The following is an 18,449-nucleotide window of genomic DNA, read 5'->3' on the forward strand; positions in this document are numbered from 1 at the left end:
TCGTGAGGGGGATGCCGGTACGACCGGCGGCGCTTTTGAGCGTCTTGCATCCCGGCCCGGGGCCGTGACGGAAACAAATTATCGCCGAGCTTGTCCTATCGCGCAGCATCGCACAAGGTGCGTCATGCGCGCAGCATTGGCCGGGGAAGCGCTGCTGCCTGCATGTAAATGTCATTTCCATAACATCTTGCCGGGCGGGGCGGCGGAAAGCAAGCATTGAACAAGTTAGTCAAGCGGTTGCTGGCGGGCCTGGGTGGCCTGCTGATCTTCTGGGCGCTGGGCATGATCAGCGCCAACGAACTGGCCAAGAGCAGCGTGCTGATGGCCACCGCCTTGCCGGGCATCGCCGGCCTGTGCCTGGTCGTTCCCGGCTTGCGGCGCCGACCGCAATGGTTCTCGGCGGTGACGCTGGCCATCATCGGATTGTTCTTCCTGGATGCGGCGCTCAAGGGTTTCCTGCGCGACTACTTCGGGCTGCGTCCCAATCCCCTGCTGGTGCTGCAAGCCCTCTTCAACACCAATCCCGGCGAGAGCAGCGAATTCCTGCGCCACAACTGGCGCGACGTGGCCCAGGCCCTGGGCGTGCTGCTGCTGATGTGCGGCCTGCTGTGGCGGGTGGAGCGCCATCTTGCCGGCGTCGAAGCGCGTAGGTCGACGCCCGCATGGCGCGCACGCGGCATCGTCGCCATCGGCAGCCTGCTGGCGATCTTCATCGGCCTGCATTTCAATCCCACCATGGCCAAGGAAAACCCGCTGCTGTTCTGGCCCATCCGCTATCTCGACTATCGCAGCCAGATGGTCCAGGCCGAGCGCATGGAAGAGGATCTCGCCCGCAACATGGCGCAGACATCCGACTGGCAGGTGCGCTATGCGGGAGCGCAGCGCAATACCCTGGTATGGGTGATCGGCGAGAGTATCAATCGCGCCAACATGTCGCTGTACGGTTATGAACGCAATACCACGCCGATGCTGGAGGCGATGCGCAAGGAGCTGATCGTCTTCCGCGATGTGGTCTCCTCGGAGCCGGCCACCATGGCCTCGCTGATGAAGATGCTCACCCCGGCCGACCTGGACGATCCGCAGGCCTGGAGCCGCCAGCCCGATGTGCTGATGCTGGCGCGGGAAGCGGGTTTTCGCATCATCTGGCTATCCAACCAGGCGCCCAATGATGGCTGGCTGGGCCTAGTGGCCAGGCGTGCCGACCAGCAGGTCTTCATCAACAAGGGTGCCGGTCGTGGCGAGAACAATTTCGATGGCAACCTGTTGCCCGGCCTGGAGACCGCGCTGGCCGACCCGGCGCCGCGCAAGCTGATCGTGGTCCATCTGCTGGGGGCGCATCCCACCTATGACATGCGTTATCCAGATGACTACGCGCGCTTCGACGGCGTGCGCGATGCGGTGACGGAGAAGCTGGAGAAGGATGCGCGTTCGCCGTGGATACGGCAGCTGCGCAACGAGTACGACAATGCGATCGCCTACCATGACGTGGTGCTGGCCAACATGCTGCGCCTGACCATGCGCGCAGCCCCCGGCGACAATGCCAGCCTGTTGTTCTCGTCCGACCACGCGCAGGAGGTCGGGCATACCCGCAACCACGCCGGGCAGTCGGTCGCGGACGCCAGCGGCTATGAAATCCCCATGCTGCTGTGGACCCGCTCATTCACCGGCAAGAGCGCCGAAGACAAGGCGCAGCTGGAATACCGGCCCTACCAGACCGACCAGATGGAACATACCGTCCTGGGCCTGCTGGGGGTGGAGTCGGTCTACTACGATGGCCGCCGCGACATCCTCAGCCAGCGCTTCCAGGCGCCGGCCTTCCACCAGGTGCGGCGTATCAATGGCCAGCCCTACCAGCCGCGCACGCAGGTCTACAACGACTGAGCATTGACGGCCATTCAGGCGCCGTTGGGAATCTCGGGATCGACCAGTTGCGCCAGCAGTTGCAGCGATTCCTGCCAGCCGGCGTAGCAGAACTCCAGCGGGATGGCCGGCGGAATGCCTTCCTGCACGATGGTCAGGGCGCTCCCCACGAGAGTGGCGGCGATGCTGACGGTGACCTTCATCTCGCCGGGCAATTGCGGGTCATCGAACTTGTCGGTGTAGACGATGCGCTCGTTGGGCAGCAGCTCCACATAGGTGCCACCGAAGGAGTGCGAACTGCCGGTACTGAAATTGGTGAACGACATGCGGTGCGAGCCGCCCACCCGCGCGTCCATGTGATGGACCTTGCCGGTGAAGCCATGCGGCGGCAGCCACTTGACCATGGCATCGGGATCGAGGAAGGCGCGATAGATGCGTTCGGGCTTGGCGCGCAGCACGCGGTACAGGCGCACGGTGTTGGAGCTGCTCATGGCATGGTTCCTCTGCGAAGGGGGGAGGGAAGGCAAGCGTCCATCGCCGCGCGGATCCTGTCAAGCTCGACCTTGTGCGGATCCGCGCGGGGCCAGGTGCGTAGCCTCAGGCAGGACAGTGGCAGACCACCTCGATGTTGTGGCCATCGGGGTCCAGCACGAAGGCGCCGTAGTAATCCGGGTGATAGTGCGCGCGGATGCCGGGCGCACCATTGTCGCGGCCGCCTGCGGCCAGCGCTGCGGCGTGGAAGGCATCGACCGGCGCGCGCGTCTCGGCACGGAAGGCGATGTGCAGGGGCGGCTGGTTGGGCGTGCCACGGCTGATCCAGAAATCGGGTTTGCCGTTCTCGCCAAAGCCGGCCACGTCGGTATGGCCGGTCACGGCCGCGGGGAATTCCATCAACAGGGTATAGCCGATAGGGGCGAGCGCCTTCTGGTAAAAGGCCTTGCTCTGGTCGAAATCGCTGACGATGACGCCGGTGTGGTCGATCATGCTGCATCTCCTGGTATTGGGTGAGCGCCGATCATAGGGCTTGGCCGTCATCGCGGTCAATCCAGCGCCAGCGCAGATCCCGTATGATGCTGCTTTCTCCCGCACACCACTGCCATGTCTTCCACCCCGGAAATCTCCTTTCCCCGCCACGTCGTCGTCATCGGCGCCGGTGCCGTCGGCCTGATGAGCGCCATCCATGCGCTGGACCAGGGCTTGCAGGTCACCCTGCTGGATTTCAACGAGCCCGGCAGCGAGGAAGCGTCCAGTTATGGCAATGCCGGCTGGCTGTCTTCGCACTCGGTGATCCCGCCGGTGGAGCCGGGCATGTGGAAGAAGGTGCCGGGCTACCTGATGGATCCCATCGGTCCCCTGTCCATCCGCTGGCGCTACCTGCCACGGCTGACGCCCTGGCTGCTGCGCAACCTGGCCAGTGCCCGTCGCGAGCGCATCCGCAGCACCGCCCGTGCCTTGCGCACGCTGGTGGTGGATGCGCGCACGCTGCATCACGAAATCGCCAGCCGTGCCGGGGTCGGTCACCTCATCGATACCTCGGGCGTGCTGCACGTCTATCGCTCGCGCCAGCAGTTCGAGGGTGATGCCTTCGGCTGGGGCGTGCGCCGCGAACTGGGCATACAGTGGACCGAGCTGGACGGCGAGGCCCTGCGCCAGCGCGAGCCCGACCTGGACCCGGCCTTCGGATTTGCCGTGCAGGTGGATGAAGCCGGCCACTGCAAGAATCCGGGCGCCTACATGCAAGCCCTGCAGGCTTATGCGCTGGCGCGTGGTGCGCACCACGTCAAGGCTGCCGCCACCGGGTTCAGGCTGGAGCAGGGACGGCTCAAGGCGGTCTTGACGGCGCAGGGCGAGATCGCCTGTGACGCCGCCGTGATCAGCGCCGGTGCACGCTCCAAGGCGCTGGCGGCGCAGGCCGGTGACCACGTGCAACTGGAGAGCGAGCGCGGTTACCACGCCGTCATCAGCGGCCACGCGCAAGAGGCGCGTGCGCGCACGCCGATGATGGTGTCGGAGTTCAAGGTGATCGCCACGCAGATGGAGACGGGCCTGCGCATTGCCGGCCAGGTCGAGTTCGCCTCCTTCGAGGCCGCACCGGACTGGCGACGTGGCGAGATCATGCGCGACATCGCCCTGAAGCTCTTCCCCGGCCTGCCGCGCACGCTACCGCAAAGCGATGTCAGGTTCTGGCTGGGACGCCGTCCCAGCACGCCCGACGGCATGCCCTGCATCGGCCCGGCCAGCGCCAGCAGCGACATCATCCATGCCTACGGACATGGGCACATCGGACTGGGTTGCTCGGCCCGCACCGGCCGCATCGTCGGCCAGCTATTGGCCGGGCAGGCGCCCGAGATCGACCTGGCGCCGTTCAGCCCGCAGCGTTTCTGATCTGCTGGCGTTGGCTCAGAAGCTGATGTCCTGGGCCGGGCGTACCGTCGTGCGCACGCCATAGGCACCCAGGTTGGACAGCGTGGCATGGTGGTGAGCCACCACGTCGGCCACCGACAGCACGCCATTGGGCGCGGTGGTATGGGCGTCGGCCGCCAGTGTGACCGGATAGCCCAGCGCCAGGGCGCGACGCACGGTGGATTCCACGCAGAACTCAGTTTGCATGCCACAGATCACCAGATCGGAGATATGACGCATCTTCAGCATGGCCTGCAGGTCGGTCTGGTGGAAGGCGTCCGAGCCACGCTTGCGCAGCCGCAAGTCCTGCTCGGTATGCTGCAACCCGGTAGCCAGCTGCCAGCCCGGGCTCTCATGCGCCAGCGTGCCCTGGTCTTCGTGTTGCACGAAGATCACCGGTGCGCGTGCCGCACGGGCCTTTTGCGAAAGCAGGTTGATGTTGGCGATGGTGCGGTCGCCGTTGTCGACGGCGTCGGGACCGGTACAGAGGGCGTGCTGAACGTCGATGATGAGCAGGGCTGTACGCATGGCGGGTTTCGCGAGGGGGAAGTGCAGAAGGGTAACGCAATTTCGCGTGTCGTACGCAAGAGCGCGCCAGGCAAGGATCCCCCGCTTGCTTGCTGGACCATTGCCAGGCTGACACTGCGTCAATTTGTCCCATTCCGGGGCGGCGATGGCTTGGATAGAATAAGACTTCTTTTCCACCGCTGTTATCGTTTGCCATGACCGCTCTCTTCGACCGCCTCGAAAGCTTCCTGCGCAAGGCCTCCGGACTGCACATCGTGCTGGCCCTGCTGCTGGTGTGCGGCCTGCTGTGCTGGGCGGTCTGGGTGTGGGCGACCGGCGAAGGCCGTACCCCCTTCGGCATGCTGGACTTCTGCATCACGCCCCCGGCAAAATAAGTTTTTCCCGTTTGCAATATTAGTTTTTTCGCCTGCACGCCAGCGGCGAAGCGCCCTACAATGGCCGCTTCGGCAATATTTCCCGGCAGCATGGCGTCTTCCCCGACTTCTCCATCCACCAGCACTTTCCATCCCCGGCTGAGCCTGCAGACGCTCACGCGTGGCGACGGCCTGCTGGGCATGCGCGCGCACGGCCTGTTCGGGCCACGTGGCGCCATGGTGACGGTGGCACAGATCGACTGGGTCTATGGCGAGGGCGCGCAGCGCTGGAGCACGCCGGCACCGACCGGCCATGGCGAGGACGAGCCGACCTACACCCCCGCCCACATCACGCGTGACCACGCCGCCGAATCGGCCGCGCTGGAATGGATACGCGAACTGGGCCTGCTGCCCCTGCGCGAAGACGCCCTGCAATGGCGCGCCCATAATCCGCTGCACGATGCCGGCCCCTTGTGGACGCTGGTGCAGGAGGATTTCTTCGGCGATTTCTGGGCCGACCAGGCGCCCCGGCTGCAGCAGATGGGCTGGACCCTGCGCGCCCGGCCCGGCTTTGCGCACGAGAGCATCCCGGTGACGGCCTGGCGTTTCATCGTCAGCAGCGACACCGGCGAGGTGCTTCAGCGCGAAGTGGCGGCGCCCTTGCAGGAGCGGGCCTTCTCCAGCGAGATCTTCGACGGCCTCGACCCGTCGGGGCGCTGGCTGCTCTCCATCGGCATCGAGGTCGATGGCGCGGTCATGGACGTGGCGCCGATGGTGGCCGACCTGTTGCGCCGCGATCCGCGCTGGGCCGATGCGCAGCAGGTCGAGCGCATCGATCCCCATGCCGTCATCTCCCTGCGCGCCCCCGGCGGTCGCCGCATCGATGCCATGGCCGGACCGCTGAAGGCGGTGGTGCTGTCCCTGCTGGACCTGCTGGTCGATCTCAGGCGCAAGGATGGACCGCTGCAGCTCACGCCCTGGGATGCGCACCGGCTCGACAGCATCCACGCCGCCCTGCAGGCGCTGGATGGCGCCGCCCCCTGGCAGATGAGCGGCCAGGGCAGCGTGCTGGCGCTGGCGCAGCGCCTGCGTGCGGCCGGCAGTGTCCAGCCGGTGGCGCCACCGCAAGGGCTGGGCCTGACCTTGCGCACCTACCAGCTGCAAGGTGTGGCCTGGATGCAATACCTGCGTGCACAGGGCCTGGCCGGCATCCTGGCTGACGACATGGGCCTGGGCAAGACCGCCCAGGTACTGGCCCACCTGCTGATCGAAAAAGAAGCCGGTCGCCTGGACCTGCCGGCACTGGTGGTGGTGCCGACCTCGCTGCTGTTCAACTGGCAGCAGGAGGCCCGCCGCATCACCCCCTCCCTGCGTGTGCAGGTGCTGCATGGCGAAGGCCGGGCGCAGCACGTCGCGGCGGTGGCCGCCGGCCAGGCCGACCTGGTGCTGACCACCTATCCGCTGTTGTGGCGCGACCTGGACCAGTTGCTGCCCTTGCGCTTTCACCTGCTGGTGCTGGACGAGGCACAGACCGTCAAGAACGCCGCCTCGCGCAGCGCCGCGGCAGCGCGCCGCCTGCGCGCCCGGCATCGCCTGTGCATGACCGGCACGCCGCTGGAGAATCACCTGGGCGAGTTGTGGAGCCAGTTCCATTTCCTCATGCCCGGTTTCCTGGGTGACGCGCGCAGCTTTGCACGGCTGTGGCGCAAGCCCATCGAGGAACAGGGCGAGACCGTGCGCGCCCGCCTGCTGGCGCAGCGTGTGCGGCCCTTCATCCTGCGCCGGCGCAAGCAGGATGTGCTGCAGGAATTGCCGGCCCGCAGCGAGATCATCGAACGCCTGCAATTGCAGGGCCGCCAGCGCGAACTCTACGAGAGCGTGCGCCTGGCCGCCGACAAGCAGGTACGCCGTGCGCTGGAGCGGCGCGGACTGGGCGGCTCGCAGGTGACGGTGATGGATGCCCTGCTCAAGCTGCGCCAGGTCTGCTGCGATCCCTACCTACTCAAGCAGGGCCGCATGCCCAAGGGCATAGAACGCGCCAAGATCGAATGGCTGCGCGACATGCTGCCGGCGCTGGTGGAAGAGGGCCGGCGCATCCTGGTGTTCTCGCAATTCACCAGCATGCTGGCCTTGATCGAGGCACAACTGCAGGCGCTGCAATTGCCCTGCCTGTCGCTCACCGGCGCCACCGACCCGGCCGACCGGGGCGAGCTGATTGCGCGCTTTCAGGCCGGCCAGGCGCCGCTCTTGCTGGTGAGCCTGAAGGCCGGTGGCGTGGGCCTGAACCTGACCGCCGCCGACACCGTCGTGCTGGTCGATCCCTGGTGGAACCCGGCCGTGGAAGAGCAGGCCATCGCACGCGCCCATCGCCTCGGGCAGACGCGCCAGGTATTCGTCTACAAGCTGGTCATCGAAGGCAGTATCGAAGAGCGCCTGCTGGAGCTGCAGGCCCGCAAATCGGCGCTGGCCGAGGGCATGCTGGGACGCGACGACGCCGGCGCCATCAAGTTCGGTGAAGAGGAATTGCAGGCCCTGCTGGCGCCTCTGGGGGCGGGTGTGGCGGAGAAGATCCTGCCATTGGCATGAGCGATGCGTTTGCATCCATGCAAGCAACTGTCGCGGCTTGTCGACTCAGACATTTCCTGATGTCGCCCTCGTGATGATGGCGCTACCATGCGCTCATTCAAATCAAGCATATCGGGGTGGAGCGAGACATGGGCTGGATCGGCATCATCATGCAGTATTCGATCTATGCGGCGCTAGTGCTGTGCGCGCTGGGCCTGGTCGCTACCATCGTCCTGTTCATCGCCCTGGAACAGCGCGGGCAGGAACGTGCCGAGCGCGATGTCCGGGAGCTCATGGAACGTCCCCTGCCTCGCGTCCACGCCAGCGATGACGGCTTGCCCACGCATCCCTGGGAAGAAATGCGCAACCGCATCGGCGAGATGCAGATCATCGCCGAAGAGAACGACCGCCCCACGCCCTTCAAGAACATCGCCTGATACCACCCAGGTATTTCGTGTCGTGATAGCAGACATTCTCCGCCGTCATGGCAGCATTGCCGTGCTTTGCTTCCGGCCTTGCGCCGGGAACCGCAAAACCAGCCGCAATCCCAGTGCCGGCGTGGCTTTTCGCCTATCAATCAAGATCATCTGCCGATAGCCTTTTCCTGAACGGCGACATAGTCACAAGCGATTGTTCCACTTCCCGGAACACTCAATTCTCCTGGCGCGGGTTTTTCTGCCGTCCTCCCTTCCGTAGACTTCAGTCCATCGATGAACGACATCGCAACGCAAGAAACGATGCGGTTCTGAGAGAGAGGCACATGTCATCTCACACAACCGACACATGTACCCGATTTCGTCGATCCGATAGCGGATCGGCTTCACTGAACCTTCAAGGAGAACATCATGTCCGCAAAGACCATTATCGCCGCCGTCCTGGCCCTGTCCGCTTCGTCCGTCGCTTTCGCCGAAGCACCGTATCCGGTTGAAAAGCCTTTCGTTTCCCACACCACCCGTGCTGCCGTGAAGGCCGAACTGGTCAAGGCAGATCAACAAGGCCTGGCCAACCAGCCTGACTCGGTGTTCCCGGCCAGCACCTCGGCTCCGGCCAACAGCGGCCTGCAAACCGCCGGTAGCGTGTCGGCTTCGACCTACGCTGGTGCCTGATTGCAGCCAGGCGGGAGGATGCGGCGGGTGCCGCTTCCCCCAGCCGCCGGGTCAGCCGGCAAGCAAGTAGATAGAAGAAGCATCACAAGCAAGTCAGCAAGTACAACAACAACGAGGAAACCATCATGCTGCACCAACTGTTCTCGCGTAGCCTGTCCGTCTATCCACGGATCTACCTGCAATTCGCGGCCCTGGTGGCCTTGCTGATCGCAGCCGAGTTCAGCGTGGGTACGCTGTCCATGATGCTGACCCAGCGCGCGCTCTATCGTGTATCGCAGCGCGTGCGCAGTCGCCGTGCCCGCTTGCGCCAGCGGCGCGAAGCGCACGGTGATTGCCTCGATGGTAATTGTTGTGCTTGAGAATCCGTCAGGGTTCACCCCAGAAACGGCACGCCGCACTCCGGCGTGCCGTTTCCATTTCTGCCTGGGCGTCAGGGTGATGGCCTCGGCCATGCCGGGACGGCGCCGGGGTATTCCTCCGCAGGCCGCCGGGTAGACCGCAATCCCCCATCTGGCGCGCTCTATGCCAAAATGGCATGGGACGCCGGCAGTGCCGTTTCGGTATAGTTGCAGGCGTCCAAGGGAGGGCTTGCCGGCGCTATGCCGCATCGGGCCCGACAGATTCGCCGCCTGCTTTGCGCGGCATGCCAACGGGGTGGGGACAATGGAAATCAAATGGGTGGAGGACTTTCTCTCGGTGGTCGAGACGCTGAACTTCAGCCGCTCGGCCAAGCTGCGCAATGTCACGCAACCGGCCTTCGGCCGCCGCATCCGCTCGCTGGAGACCTGGCTGGGCGCCGAGCTGTTCGACCGTTCTTCCTACCCCTGTACGCTCACACCCGCCGGCGAATCCTTCGTGCCGATCGCCAAGGAGATGCTGAACCAGTCCATGCAGGCGCGCCTGGTGCTGCGCGGGCAACTGGCCGGCGCGCAATCGGCGGTGCGCTTTGCGATGCCGCATACGCTGCTGCTGACGGTGTTCCCCAAGCTGCTTTCCGAGATCGAGAAGAAGATCGGTGCCATCGCCACCACCGTCATCGCCGGCAACGTGCATGACGCCGTGATGGCCCTGGTCGAGCGCAATTGCGATCTGTTGATCTGCTACGACCATCGCCAGCAGGGCATCGCCCTCGATACCGAGCGCTACGATGTGCTCTCGCTGGGCAAGGAGCCGCTGCGCCCCTACGTGAAGACGCTGGCGGGTGGCCTGCCCAAGTACGTGTTGCCGGGTACGCCCAATGATCCGCAGCCTTTCCTGAGTTATTCGCCGTATTCCTCGCTCTCGCGCATCGTCGAGAAGGCGCTGCACTCCAGCCCGCGTCGCGTACACCTGTTCCGCCGCTTCGAGACCGATCTCGCCGAGGGCCTGAAGAGCATGGCCGTGGAAGGTCATGGCATCGCCTGGCTGCCGGCCAGCGCAGTGGCGCGCGAGATCGCCGAGGGCAAGCTGACCCTGGCCATCGCACCCAATGACAGCGAGGCGCTGGAACAGGGCCTGTGGTGCGAGGAGATGGATATCCGCGTCTATCGCCGTATCGATGGCGCCAATCCCGACATCGACCGCATCTGGAATTACCTCAAGTCCGAGCACGGCTCGCACTGATCTCTTCCCCATCGGGGACTCCTACACCGAAACACACTGAAGGACAGCACCATGAAATTCCTGACCAACCAGCAGATCAGCGAACTGCTCACCACCGAAGACGCCATCGCCTCCATGCGCGAAGCCTTTGCCGGTGCGGCCGAGGGCGCGCACCAGGGACGCGTGCGCACCAGTGCTTCCAATGGCGTGATGCTGTCGATGATGGGCGCGGTGATCCCGGCGGCCGGCATCGCCGGCGCCAAGGTCTATACCACGATCAAGGGCCAGTTCAAGTTCGTCATCCAGTTGTTTTCCACCGAGACCGGCGCGCCCCTGTGCACCATCGAGGGCGACACCATGACCGGCCTGCGTACGGCTGCCGCCACCGCCGTGGCCTGCGATGCGCTGGCGCGTCCCGATGCCGCGGTGCTGTCGGTGATCGGTACGGGCGTGCAGGCGCGCTCGCACATCCCGGCGCTGCTGCAGGTACGCAAGTTCAAGGAGGTGCTGGTGGCCGGCCTGTCGGGCCAGCAGGCGCTGGCCGATGACATCACCCGCACGCTGGGCGTGCCGGCGCGCGCCGTCGAGATCGACGAGGCCGCCGCCAATGCCGACGTGCTGGTCACGGTCACGCGGGCGAGCACGCCGCTGTTCGATGGCAAGCTGCTGCGTCCCGGTACCTTCGTGGCGGCCGTGGGTGCTTCCAAGGCCAATGTGCGCGAACTGGACGACACCGCCATCGGTCGTGCCGCCGCGCTGTTCGTCGAATGGAAGCCGCAAGCCCAGCAGGAAGCCGGCGATCTGGTGCAATGCGCGCCGGGCGTGTTCGACTGGACGCAGGTGATAGAACTGGCCCAGGCCGTTGACGGCAGCATGCCCTACCAGCGCAAGCCCGAGGACATCGTCATCTACAAGGCCATCGGTATCGGCCTGGAAGACGTGGCCCTGGCCGGGCTGGCCTACCGCAAGGCCTGCGCGAAGTACGGCTGGTAAGGGCGCAGGAATAAAAAACGGGCGCTGCAGACTGGATCTGCAGCGCCCGTTTTTTTTCGTGTCCGGCTCAGGCGGTGGCCTTGCCCTTGATGCTCATGACGGGCTTGGCACGCAGCGCCGTGGCGGTGGCCAGCAGTACGATGGCGATGCCGGCAACGGTACCCCAGGTCACCGGCTCATCGAGCAGCAACCAGGCCCACAGCGAAGCGGTCATCGGTACCAGGAAGGTCACGGTGATGGCCTTGGTGGCACCTTCGGCGGCGATCAGCTGGAAGAACAGCGCATAGGCGATGCCGGTACAGACTATCCCCAGCACCAGTACAGCCAGCAATGCCGGCAGCGTGCCGGCGACCAGTGCGTGCGGCATGGCGGGCAGGGCCAGCGGCAGCAGGCACAGCGCCGCCGCGAACTGGCTGCCGGTGGCAATGGCGATGGGCGAGATGCCGCCGGCGCGCATGCGCGTGAAGGTGGCCGCGAAGCCATAGCTGACCGCCGCGCCCATGGCCGCCAGCACGCCGCCAATGACCATCGCATCGGCCGGGGCCGGACCGATGCCCACCAGCACGGCCACGCCCACCAGTCCCAGCACGAAGGCCAGGCAGCGCACCGGGCTCAGCTTTTCGCCCAGCAGCAGGAAGCCGAAGAGCGCCGTGAAGATCGGCGCCAGTGAATTCATCGTCGCCATGTAGGCCGAGGGAATATGCAGGGCCGACCAGGCGAACAGCGCGAAGGGCAGGGCGGTATTGAACACGCCGATGACCAGGTAGGGCAGCCAGTTGCGGCGCCAGTGCAGCGGCACGCCGCGCGCGCGGGCATAGGTCAGCAGGGCCAGGGTGGCCAGCGAGGCACGGCCGAAGGTGGTCAGCATGGGGCCGAAGACCGGAGCGGCAATGCGCATGAGCATGAAGCTGGTGCCCCAGATGGCAGCCAGCAGCAGGAGCTTGAAGAGATTGGATGAGGACATGGGCTCATGACATGGCCGTGGCCGGCCGCTGTCATCGAAAAGGCGCAACAATCGGATCATGAGTCTAAACCTGGTGCTCGCCCGGCGTCCCGGTACAGTTGCAGTGTTTCCACCGGGCCACTTGCGCTGACGCAACAGTTGTACCGGGCGCTGGCCGGCAACTGTACATGTTGTCCGGGCGCCGGGGCTGATAGTCTTGATGCTCTTTGCCACGCATTTCCATCGGAGAGACAGCATGCTCAAGATCTACGGCCGCGACAATTCCATCAACGTACGCAAGGTCCTGTGGGCCTGTGAGGAAATGGGGATTGCGTTCGCACGCGAAGACTGGGGCGCTGGCTTTCGTTCCACCAGCGAGCCGGTCTTCCTGGCGATGAATCCCAATGCCATGGTGCCGGTGATCGACGACGGTGGCTTCGTGCTGTGGGAGTCCAATAGCATCCTGCGCTATCTGGCTGGGCAATACGGTGCCAGCAGTGCCGCCCCGCTCTATCCGGCCGATGTGCGCCAGCGGGCGCGTGTGGACCAGTGGATGGACTGGCAGGCCAGCGACCTCAACCGCAGCTGGAGCCAGGCCTTCATGGCGCTGGTGCGCAAGTCGCCCGAGCATGACGATGCCAGGCTGGTGGCGGCGTCGATCGCCAACTGGACGCGCCATATGCGCGTGCTGGAGCAGCAGCTACAGCACACCGGCGGCTACGTGGCCGGCGCGGCCTTCACGCTGGCCGATATCCCGGTGGGGCTGTCGGTCAATCGCTGGTTCGGTACCCCCTTCGAGCATCCCGATCTGCCGGCGGTGGCGGCCTACTTTGAACGCCTGCGCGAGCGCGAGGGCTTCCGCCGCTACGGTTGCAACGGCCAGGCCTGAACCTCCAGGAGGATGACCGCGAGGGCGGTGGCGCGGTACACTGCGCGCATTCCCATCCTTGCAGGTACTCCATGGCTACCAGAAAAAAGAAACTGCTGTTCCTCGCCGCCTTTCTCGGCTGCCTGCTGCTGGCCAGCGTGCCCTTGATCTCCTTGCTGTTTTATTGATCCTCGGCAAAAAAAATCCCCGGTCACGTGACCGGGGAACCAGGGCCTGTTCCCACTAAATCCACCGGGATTCAGGGAAACAGCGGGACGGCAGCGCAGCGCCGCCCTTCAGCGCATCAGTAACGTTCCAGCCAGTGCGCATAGGGCGCCGGCAACGTCCACGAAGGGCGCTCCACGCGCAGTTCCTTGGCGGCCTGGTAAGTCCAGTGCGGGTTGGCCAGGTGGGCGCGACCCACCATCACCAGATCCAGCTGCCCCGACTTGACAGCGTGCTCGGCCAGTTCGGAGGTACCGAAGCCCCAGGCCGAGGAGACCGGGATATCGGCTTCTTCACGCACCCGTTGGGCGATCGGGCCGAGGAAGGCCGGACCCCAGGGGATCTGTACATCAGGAATGGTAAAGCCCATGGTCACGCTGATCATGTCCATGCCGCTGGCCTTGAATTCGCGCACCACGGAGATCGAGTCCAGCAGCGTCTGCTCGTCGCGGCCATCGTATTCGATCACGCCGAAACGCACCGTCAGCGCCAGCTTCTCCGGCCAGACTTCACGCACTGCGCGCAGCGTCTCGATGAGGAAGCGGGCGCGGTTTTCCACGCTGCCGCCATAGAGGTCATCACGCTGGTTGGAATGCGCCGAGAAGAAGCTCTGCGCCAGATAGCCGTGGGCGAAGTGCAGCTCCAGCCATTCGAAGCCGGCGTCGCGTGCGCGGATGGCGGCATCGACGAAGTTCTGGCGCACGCGGGCGATGTCGTCAATGCTCATGGCCTTGGGGACCTTGGGCAAGCCACGGCCATAGGCCAGTGCCGACGGGGCGATGGTGTCCCAGCCACGGGCATCGTCGGCGGCCATGTGGTCGTCGCCTTCCCACGGACGGTTGGCGCTGGCCTTGCGGCCGGCGTGGGCGATCTGGATGCCCGGCACGGAACCTGCCGCCTTGATGGCTTGCACCACCGGCACGAAGGCTTGCGCCAGGTCATCATTCCAGATGCCGGTGCAACCCGGCGTGATGCGGCCTTCCGGCGCCACGGCGGTGGCTTCGACGATCACCAGGCCGGCGCCGCCACGGGCGATGCTGGCGTAGTGCGACAGGTGCCAGTCGTTGACCTTGCCATCGACGGCCATGTACTGGCACATGGGCGGGACGGCGATACGGTTGCGCAGGCTCAGGTCCTTGAGCTTGAAGGGTTGGAACAGTGCGGACATGTGGATTCCTGTCGAAAGAAAAGAGGGCTCATCAGACAAGGGCGGCTTGCCCTTGCGGATCGCGGAGTGCAATCTCCGGTGATGCTTCGTTGGTTCGAATATATTCGAACTATGGAAGGAGTATAACCCAAGGTGTATCATCCTGCAGATGCGTCCCTATAAACACCCTGCCGTTGACGAGTTCGTGCTGGAGCGCGTGCTGTATGCGCTGAGCGATTCGATCCGCCTGGAGATCGTGCGCCATCTTGCCCGCGTGGAATGCGCCACCTGTGGCGAGCTCGATGGCGGGCGTCCCAAGTCCACCGTGTCGCACCACTTCAAGGTCCTGCGCGAGGCAGGGCTGGTGCGTACCGAGAGCAATGGCACCACCCACATCAACACCCTGCGCGGTACCGAGATCGAAAGCCGCTTCCCGGGTCTGCTGCCGGCCATCCTGGCGCAGGGCGAGAAAGCCCCTGGTCGGCGTCGCAAGCTGGCGGCCTGAGCGGCGTTTGTTGCCTAGAGCTTGCCTGCCGCGATGTCGGCATCCACGGCGCCAAATGCCGTGGCCATGGCATGCTGCTCCGCCTCCACCGAGGTATTGCCCTTGAAGTCGTCGCACACCACGCGACGGAAGGCCACTGGATTGTCATTGCGATGCAATTGGTAGTTGCCCACCCAGGTGCCGTCGAGCTGTTCGGTGCTGTTGACCCGGATGAAATAGCCGTGATGCTCGGCCACGTCATTATCGAGCAGGGTATCGATGACCGCGCGGGCATAGCCCACCCCGGCCACTTGCGCTGAGGCCACCGAGCCGAACGGGTTGCCCCGCAGGCCGGGCGCCGCCGCCCCTTCGATGCTGACGGCGCAGAGTACGTCACCGTCCCGTTGCTGCGTGCAGGAGACGCTGATGTGCTTGCCGCGATAGGTGGCGCCGTAGGTGGAATTCATGAAAAAGTGTTCTGGTTGGAATGGGCTGAGGCAATACCTGGAATTTAAACGAAATATCCGTTCAAGGTGCAGCGAGGCTGGACGGCATCTATTCCTTGGGTAGACGCTTGTTGCGCTGGATCTGATCGGCCATCCTGTCAAAATCGGATTGATATCGCGCGTCCTGGGTCACCCTGAATTTTTCGAATTCGGCGAAGGCCTTCTTTTCTGCGGTCTCTCTTCGTACATGGCCATGGTCTTCCAGCACCTCGTAGGCGTTGAACCTCAGGAAGCCATCCAGCTTGTCCGCCCATTCCTGCATTTTCATCGGGATATGCCGTCTTGCAAAATTCTCGGCGAAGTCGAGGTACATGCTGACCAGCCGATTGAGGTTGTCCAGCTCTTCTTCATCGAGGTAGTTCTTGCCGACAGTGACGTCCAGCCGGGTGAGTTTGCCACCGGATTTCTCGTTCTTGTAAGAGAAGAGGCCCATATTCGGCTTTGAGGCATCCGCCCGCCGTTCAATGAGTTCGGCTGAGGTATGGCCGTGGATGGCGTAGTGAAGCTTGTCTTGCACGTGCGCGTAGAAACGCTGGGTGATTGGTGCATCCTTGTCGTAATCAATGCTGCACTGGCTGTAGATGTCGGTGATCTTTTGATAGAAGCGCCGCTCGGAGGCCCGGATCTCCCTGATTCGTTCGAGCAGCTCATCAAAGTAATCTTTTCCGAAGAGCTGGTTTGCTTGCCGGAGCCGGTCGTCATCAAGCGCAAATCCCTTGATCAGATAGTCGCGCAGAACGGTGGTTGCCCATTTCCGGAATTGCGTTGCCTGGTGGGAGTTGATGCGATAACCGACGGAAATGATGGCATCGAGGTTATAAAAGCTTGTTTCATAATTTTTTCCATCAAGGGCAGTTATCCGGAATTTCCGGATAACTGAGGCTGCCTCAAGCTCCGCACTATGAAAAATATTGCGGAGATGCTCGCTGACCGTTCTCACGTCCACACCGAAGATTTCAGCCAGTCCTTTCTGGGATGACCAGACGGTTTCATTTTCCACGATGACTTGTACTTTCACCTTCCCGTCTCCGGAGGTGTAGAACAGGAAATGGGAATTGCCGCGCGGCTCGGCACCGTCCGCTTCCGGGGCAACCTCGGCCCTGCCTGCGCCCGCTGTGAGCGGGACGGGGGCATCCTCTGTGGTAATGAAATCGGCCGGCACGAGGATGATCCCGTTGTTGCTGGCGACGTCCAACAGTTGCCCATGCCATTTGGCAGGAATGAGCCCTTTTTTCACCCAGTACGATATGGCGCTCTGTTGGATGCCCAGAAGGCGGGCCAATGCGGATTGACCACCGAATTTCTCAATGACCTTCTTGGCACTCATCTGGTGGTCCTATCAATAAAATTGATGTGCATATCAACTATGAATAAGGGTATCAAAAAATTTGATAGTTCTGCGGTGTTTTTCGATCGCCATTTCGGGGGCCGCCAAGGGGCGATCCGACGCATTATTTTCACGGCGGGATGGTTTGCCAAGAGCACGCGCCTAATCTCCCCGGCGGTTCGGAAATTTGTGTGGGTTCAAGCGCAAAAATTCCGGGATGAAAAAAGGCCCGCATGTCCCCATGCGGGCCTTCAGACAGTCCAGCCTGTCAGCGCAATGCCAGAGGCATCAGGATCCGTGCTTGGCGATTCCCGCGCGCATGCGGCTCACTTCACTCTCCGATACCGCGCCGGCCTGGTTGCCCCAGCCCTGGCGCACGAAGCTCGCTAGCTCTGCGGCTTCCTTGTCCGAGAGGCGATGCGCGAAGCCCGGCATGACCAGGATCGAGGGCGCTTTCTCGGTCGAGGGCGTGCGCGCGCCGGCCAGGATCACGTGCAGCAGTGCGCTGGGGTTGTCGGCGTTGACCACGGTCGCACCATCGAGCGCCGGGAAGATGCCCGGTGCACCCCGGCCATTGACGAAGTGGCAGGCCGCGCAATTGTCTAGGTAGAGGCGCTCACCTAGAGTCAGGTCCTTGGCGGCCGTCAGCTTCTTGGCCGTGGCATCGGCCCCTTGCGGCGTGACGCTGCCGCTCTTGCTGGCCACCACCGGCGAGAGGGTCTTCAGGTAGGCGGCGATGGACCGCAGGTCTTCGGGCTTCAGATGGGCGGTGCTGTGCTCCACCACCAGGCTCATTTCGCCTGCCACCGAGGCGGTCTTGTTGCGACCGGTCTGCAGGTAGTCGACGATGTCCTGTGCGCTCCAGTGCGGCATGCCGCGCAGGGAGGGCACGGCCCAGCCATTGAGGTCACCGCCCGAGAGGAACTGCGCCTGGCTGCTGTCGCTGGCCTTCTCGTTCATCGCAAAGCCGCGCGGCGTGTGGCAACTGCCGCAGTGGCCCAGGCCTTCGACCAGGTAGGCGCCGCGCTTGATCTCGGCGCTCCAGCCATCCTGCTCCTTGAACGGCTTGTCATTGGCGAAGAAGACATTCCACAGCTTCATGCCCCAGCGGATATTGAAGGGGAAGCTCATGCTGGAGGCCGGCGGCGTGGTGGCGACCGGTTTGACGCCCTGCATGAAGTAGCTATAGAGGGCGTGGATGTCCTCGTCACTCACCTTGGCATAGCTGGGATAGGGCATGGCCGGGTAGAGCTGCGTACCATCGGCGCGCACGCCATGACGCACGGCAGCGGCGAACTGGGTCTCGCTGTAGTTGCCGATGCCGTGTTCCTTGTCGGGCGTGATGTTGGTGGAATAGATGGTGCCGTGGCCGCTGTCGATGGCCAGGCCGCCCGAGAAGGATGGCTTGCCCGCCGCGCTGTGGCAGGCCATGCAATCACCGGCGCGCGCCAGGTACTGGCCGCGCGCCACCACGTCCTGGTCAGCCGCGTGGGCGCTGGCCAGGGCGCCCAGCGACAAGGCCAGGGACGCAAAAAGGGATGTCAGTTTTTTCATGTCGTC

19 protein-coding genes are annotated in these 18,449 nt (G+C 64.1%); 11 read left to right on the plus strand and 8 right to left on the minus strand.

Annotation, left to right across the window (positions count from 1 at the left end; translation table 11 throughout):
- The first annotated feature begins 216 nt into the window (after window positions 1-216).
- Window positions 217-1,881, plus strand: coding sequence for a phosphoethanolamine transferase (locus tag ACIPHN_RS04815; protein WP_400433545.1), 1,665 nt, complete (start codon window positions 217-219; stop codon window positions 1,879-1,881).
- A gap of 14 nt (window positions 1,882-1,895) precedes the next feature.
- On the opposite strand, the gene ACIPHN_RS04820 is transcribed toward ACIPHN_RS04815, so the two are convergent.
- Both ACIPHN_RS04820 and ACIPHN_RS04825 read right to left on the minus strand, forming a co-directional pair.
- Entirely contained in the window at window positions 1,896-2,351 is a 456-nt protein-coding gene (locus ACIPHN_RS04820; RefSeq protein WP_400433548.1) for an SRPBCC family protein, read from the minus strand.
- A gap of 106 nt (window positions 2,352-2,457) precedes the next feature.
- Complete coding sequence (locus ACIPHN_RS04825) at window positions 2,458-2,844, minus strand: VOC family protein (protein ID WP_400433551.1); 387 nt, start codon at window positions 2,842-2,844, stop codon at window positions 2,458-2,460.
- Window positions 2,845-2,958: 114 nt separating this feature from the next.
- Here ACIPHN_RS04825 and ACIPHN_RS04830 point away from each other — a divergent pair, with 114 nt between their 5' ends.
- The gene (locus ACIPHN_RS04830; RefSeq protein WP_400433554.1) at window positions 2,959-4,245 is read left to right on the plus strand and encodes an NAD(P)/FAD-dependent oxidoreductase; all 1,287 of its coding nucleotides are present in this window, start codon (window positions 2,959-2,961) and stop codon (window positions 4,243-4,245) included.
- Window positions 4,246-4,260: 15 nt separating this feature from the next.
- Here ACIPHN_RS04830 and ACIPHN_RS04835 read toward each other — a convergent pair whose 3' ends face one another.
- Window positions 4,261-4,791: a cysteine hydrolase family protein gene (locus ACIPHN_RS04835; protein WP_400433557.1), complete on the minus strand. Its 531-nt coding sequence runs from the start codon at window positions 4,789-4,791 to the stop codon at window positions 4,261-4,263.
- A gap of 194 nt (window positions 4,792-4,985) precedes the next feature.
- On the opposite strand from ACIPHN_RS04835, the gene ACIPHN_RS04840 reads away from it, so the two are divergent.
- From ACIPHN_RS04840 to ACIPHN_RS04870, 7 genes are all read left to right on the plus strand, one after another.
- Window positions 4,986-5,165: a metallothio multi-domain protein gene (locus ACIPHN_RS04840; RefSeq protein ID WP_400433560.1), complete on the plus strand. Its 180-nt coding sequence runs from the start codon at window positions 4,986-4,988 to the stop codon at window positions 5,163-5,165.
- A gap of 60 nt (window positions 5,166-5,225) precedes the next feature.
- A complete protein-coding gene (locus ACIPHN_RS04845) occupies window positions 5,226-7,730 on the plus strand; it encodes a DEAD/DEAH box helicase (protein ID WP_400433563.1) in 2,505 nt (834 codons plus the stop codon).
- 128 nt (window positions 7,731-7,858) lie between these two features.
- On the plus strand, window positions 7,859-8,146 hold the full coding sequence (locus ACIPHN_RS04850) for a hypothetical protein (protein WP_400433566.1): 288 nt from the start codon (window positions 7,859-7,861) through the stop codon (window positions 8,144-8,146).
- Between the two features lie 408 nt (window positions 8,147-8,554).
- Entirely contained in the window at window positions 8,555-8,815 is a 261-nt protein-coding gene (locus ACIPHN_RS04855) for a DUF4148 domain-containing protein (protein ID WP_400433569.1), read from the plus strand.
- Between the two features lie 125 nt (window positions 8,816-8,940).
- Window positions 8,941-9,174 (plus strand): hypothetical protein, encoded by a 234-nt coding sequence (locus tag ACIPHN_RS04860; RefSeq protein WP_400433572.1) that lies wholly within the window; start codon window positions 8,941-8,943, stop codon window positions 9,172-9,174.
- Between the two features lie 304 nt (window positions 9,175-9,478).
- A complete protein-coding gene (locus ACIPHN_RS04865) occupies window positions 9,479-10,417 on the plus strand; it encodes a LysR family transcriptional regulator (protein ID WP_400433575.1) in 939 nt (312 codons plus the stop codon).
- Between the two features lie 51 nt (window positions 10,418-10,468).
- Window positions 10,469-11,389 carry an ornithine cyclodeaminase family protein gene (locus tag ACIPHN_RS04870; protein ID WP_400433578.1) on the plus strand — a complete coding sequence of 307 codons (921 nt, stop codon included), beginning with the start codon at window positions 10,469-10,471 and terminating at the stop codon, window positions 11,387-11,389.
- A gap of 67 nt (window positions 11,390-11,456) precedes the next feature.
- On the opposite strand, the gene ACIPHN_RS04875 is transcribed toward ACIPHN_RS04870, so the two are convergent.
- Complete coding sequence (locus tag ACIPHN_RS04875) at window positions 11,457-12,353, minus strand: DMT family transporter (RefSeq protein WP_400433580.1); 897 nt, start codon at window positions 12,351-12,353, stop codon at window positions 11,457-11,459.
- A gap of 235 nt (window positions 12,354-12,588) precedes the next feature.
- Here ACIPHN_RS04875 and ACIPHN_RS04880 point away from each other — a divergent pair, with 235 nt between their 5' ends.
- Entirely contained in the window at window positions 12,589-13,221 is a 633-nt protein-coding gene (locus ACIPHN_RS04880; protein ID WP_400433585.1) for a glutathione S-transferase family protein, read from the plus strand.
- A gap of 283 nt (window positions 13,222-13,504) precedes the next feature.
- Here ACIPHN_RS04880 and ACIPHN_RS04885 read toward each other — a convergent pair whose 3' ends face one another.
- Window positions 13,505-14,593 (minus strand): NADH:flavin oxidoreductase/NADH oxidase, encoded by a 1,089-nt coding sequence (locus tag ACIPHN_RS04885; RefSeq protein ID WP_400433587.1) that lies wholly within the window; start codon window positions 14,591-14,593, stop codon window positions 13,505-13,507.
- 148 nt (window positions 14,594-14,741) lie between these two features.
- On the opposite strand from ACIPHN_RS04885, the gene ACIPHN_RS04890 reads away from it, so the two are divergent.
- Complete coding sequence (locus ACIPHN_RS04890; RefSeq protein ID WP_400433589.1) at window positions 14,742-15,077, plus strand: ArsR/SmtB family transcription factor; 336 nt, start codon at window positions 14,742-14,744, stop codon at window positions 15,075-15,077.
- Between the two features lie 14 nt (window positions 15,078-15,091).
- Here ACIPHN_RS04890 and ACIPHN_RS04895 read toward each other — a convergent pair whose 3' ends face one another.
- The 3 genes from ACIPHN_RS04895 to ACIPHN_RS04905 all read right to left on the minus strand — a co-directional run bounded on the left by ACIPHN_RS04895 (window position 15,092) and on the right by ACIPHN_RS04905 (window position 18,443).
- Entirely contained in the window at window positions 15,092-15,523 is a 432-nt protein-coding gene (locus ACIPHN_RS04895; protein WP_400433592.1) for a hypothetical protein, read from the minus strand.
- A gap of 88 nt (window positions 15,524-15,611) precedes the next feature.
- On the minus strand, window positions 15,612-16,889 hold the full coding sequence (gene rhuM / locus ACIPHN_RS04900) for a RhuM family protein (RefSeq protein WP_400433595.1): 1,278 nt from the start codon (window positions 16,887-16,889) through the stop codon (window positions 15,612-15,614).
- Between the two features lie 288 nt (window positions 16,890-17,177).
- The gene (locus ACIPHN_RS04905; RefSeq protein WP_400433598.1) at window positions 17,178-18,443 is read right to left on the minus strand and encodes a c-type cytochrome; all 1,266 of its coding nucleotides are present in this window, start codon (window positions 18,441-18,443) and stop codon (window positions 17,178-17,180) included.
- Between the last annotated feature and the right edge of the window lie 6 nt (window positions 18,444-18,449).

The organism is Herbaspirillum sp. NPDC087042, from assembly GCF_044745245.1.
GTDB lineage: Bacteria > Pseudomonadota > Gammaproteobacteria > Burkholderiales > Burkholderiaceae_D > Herbaspirillum.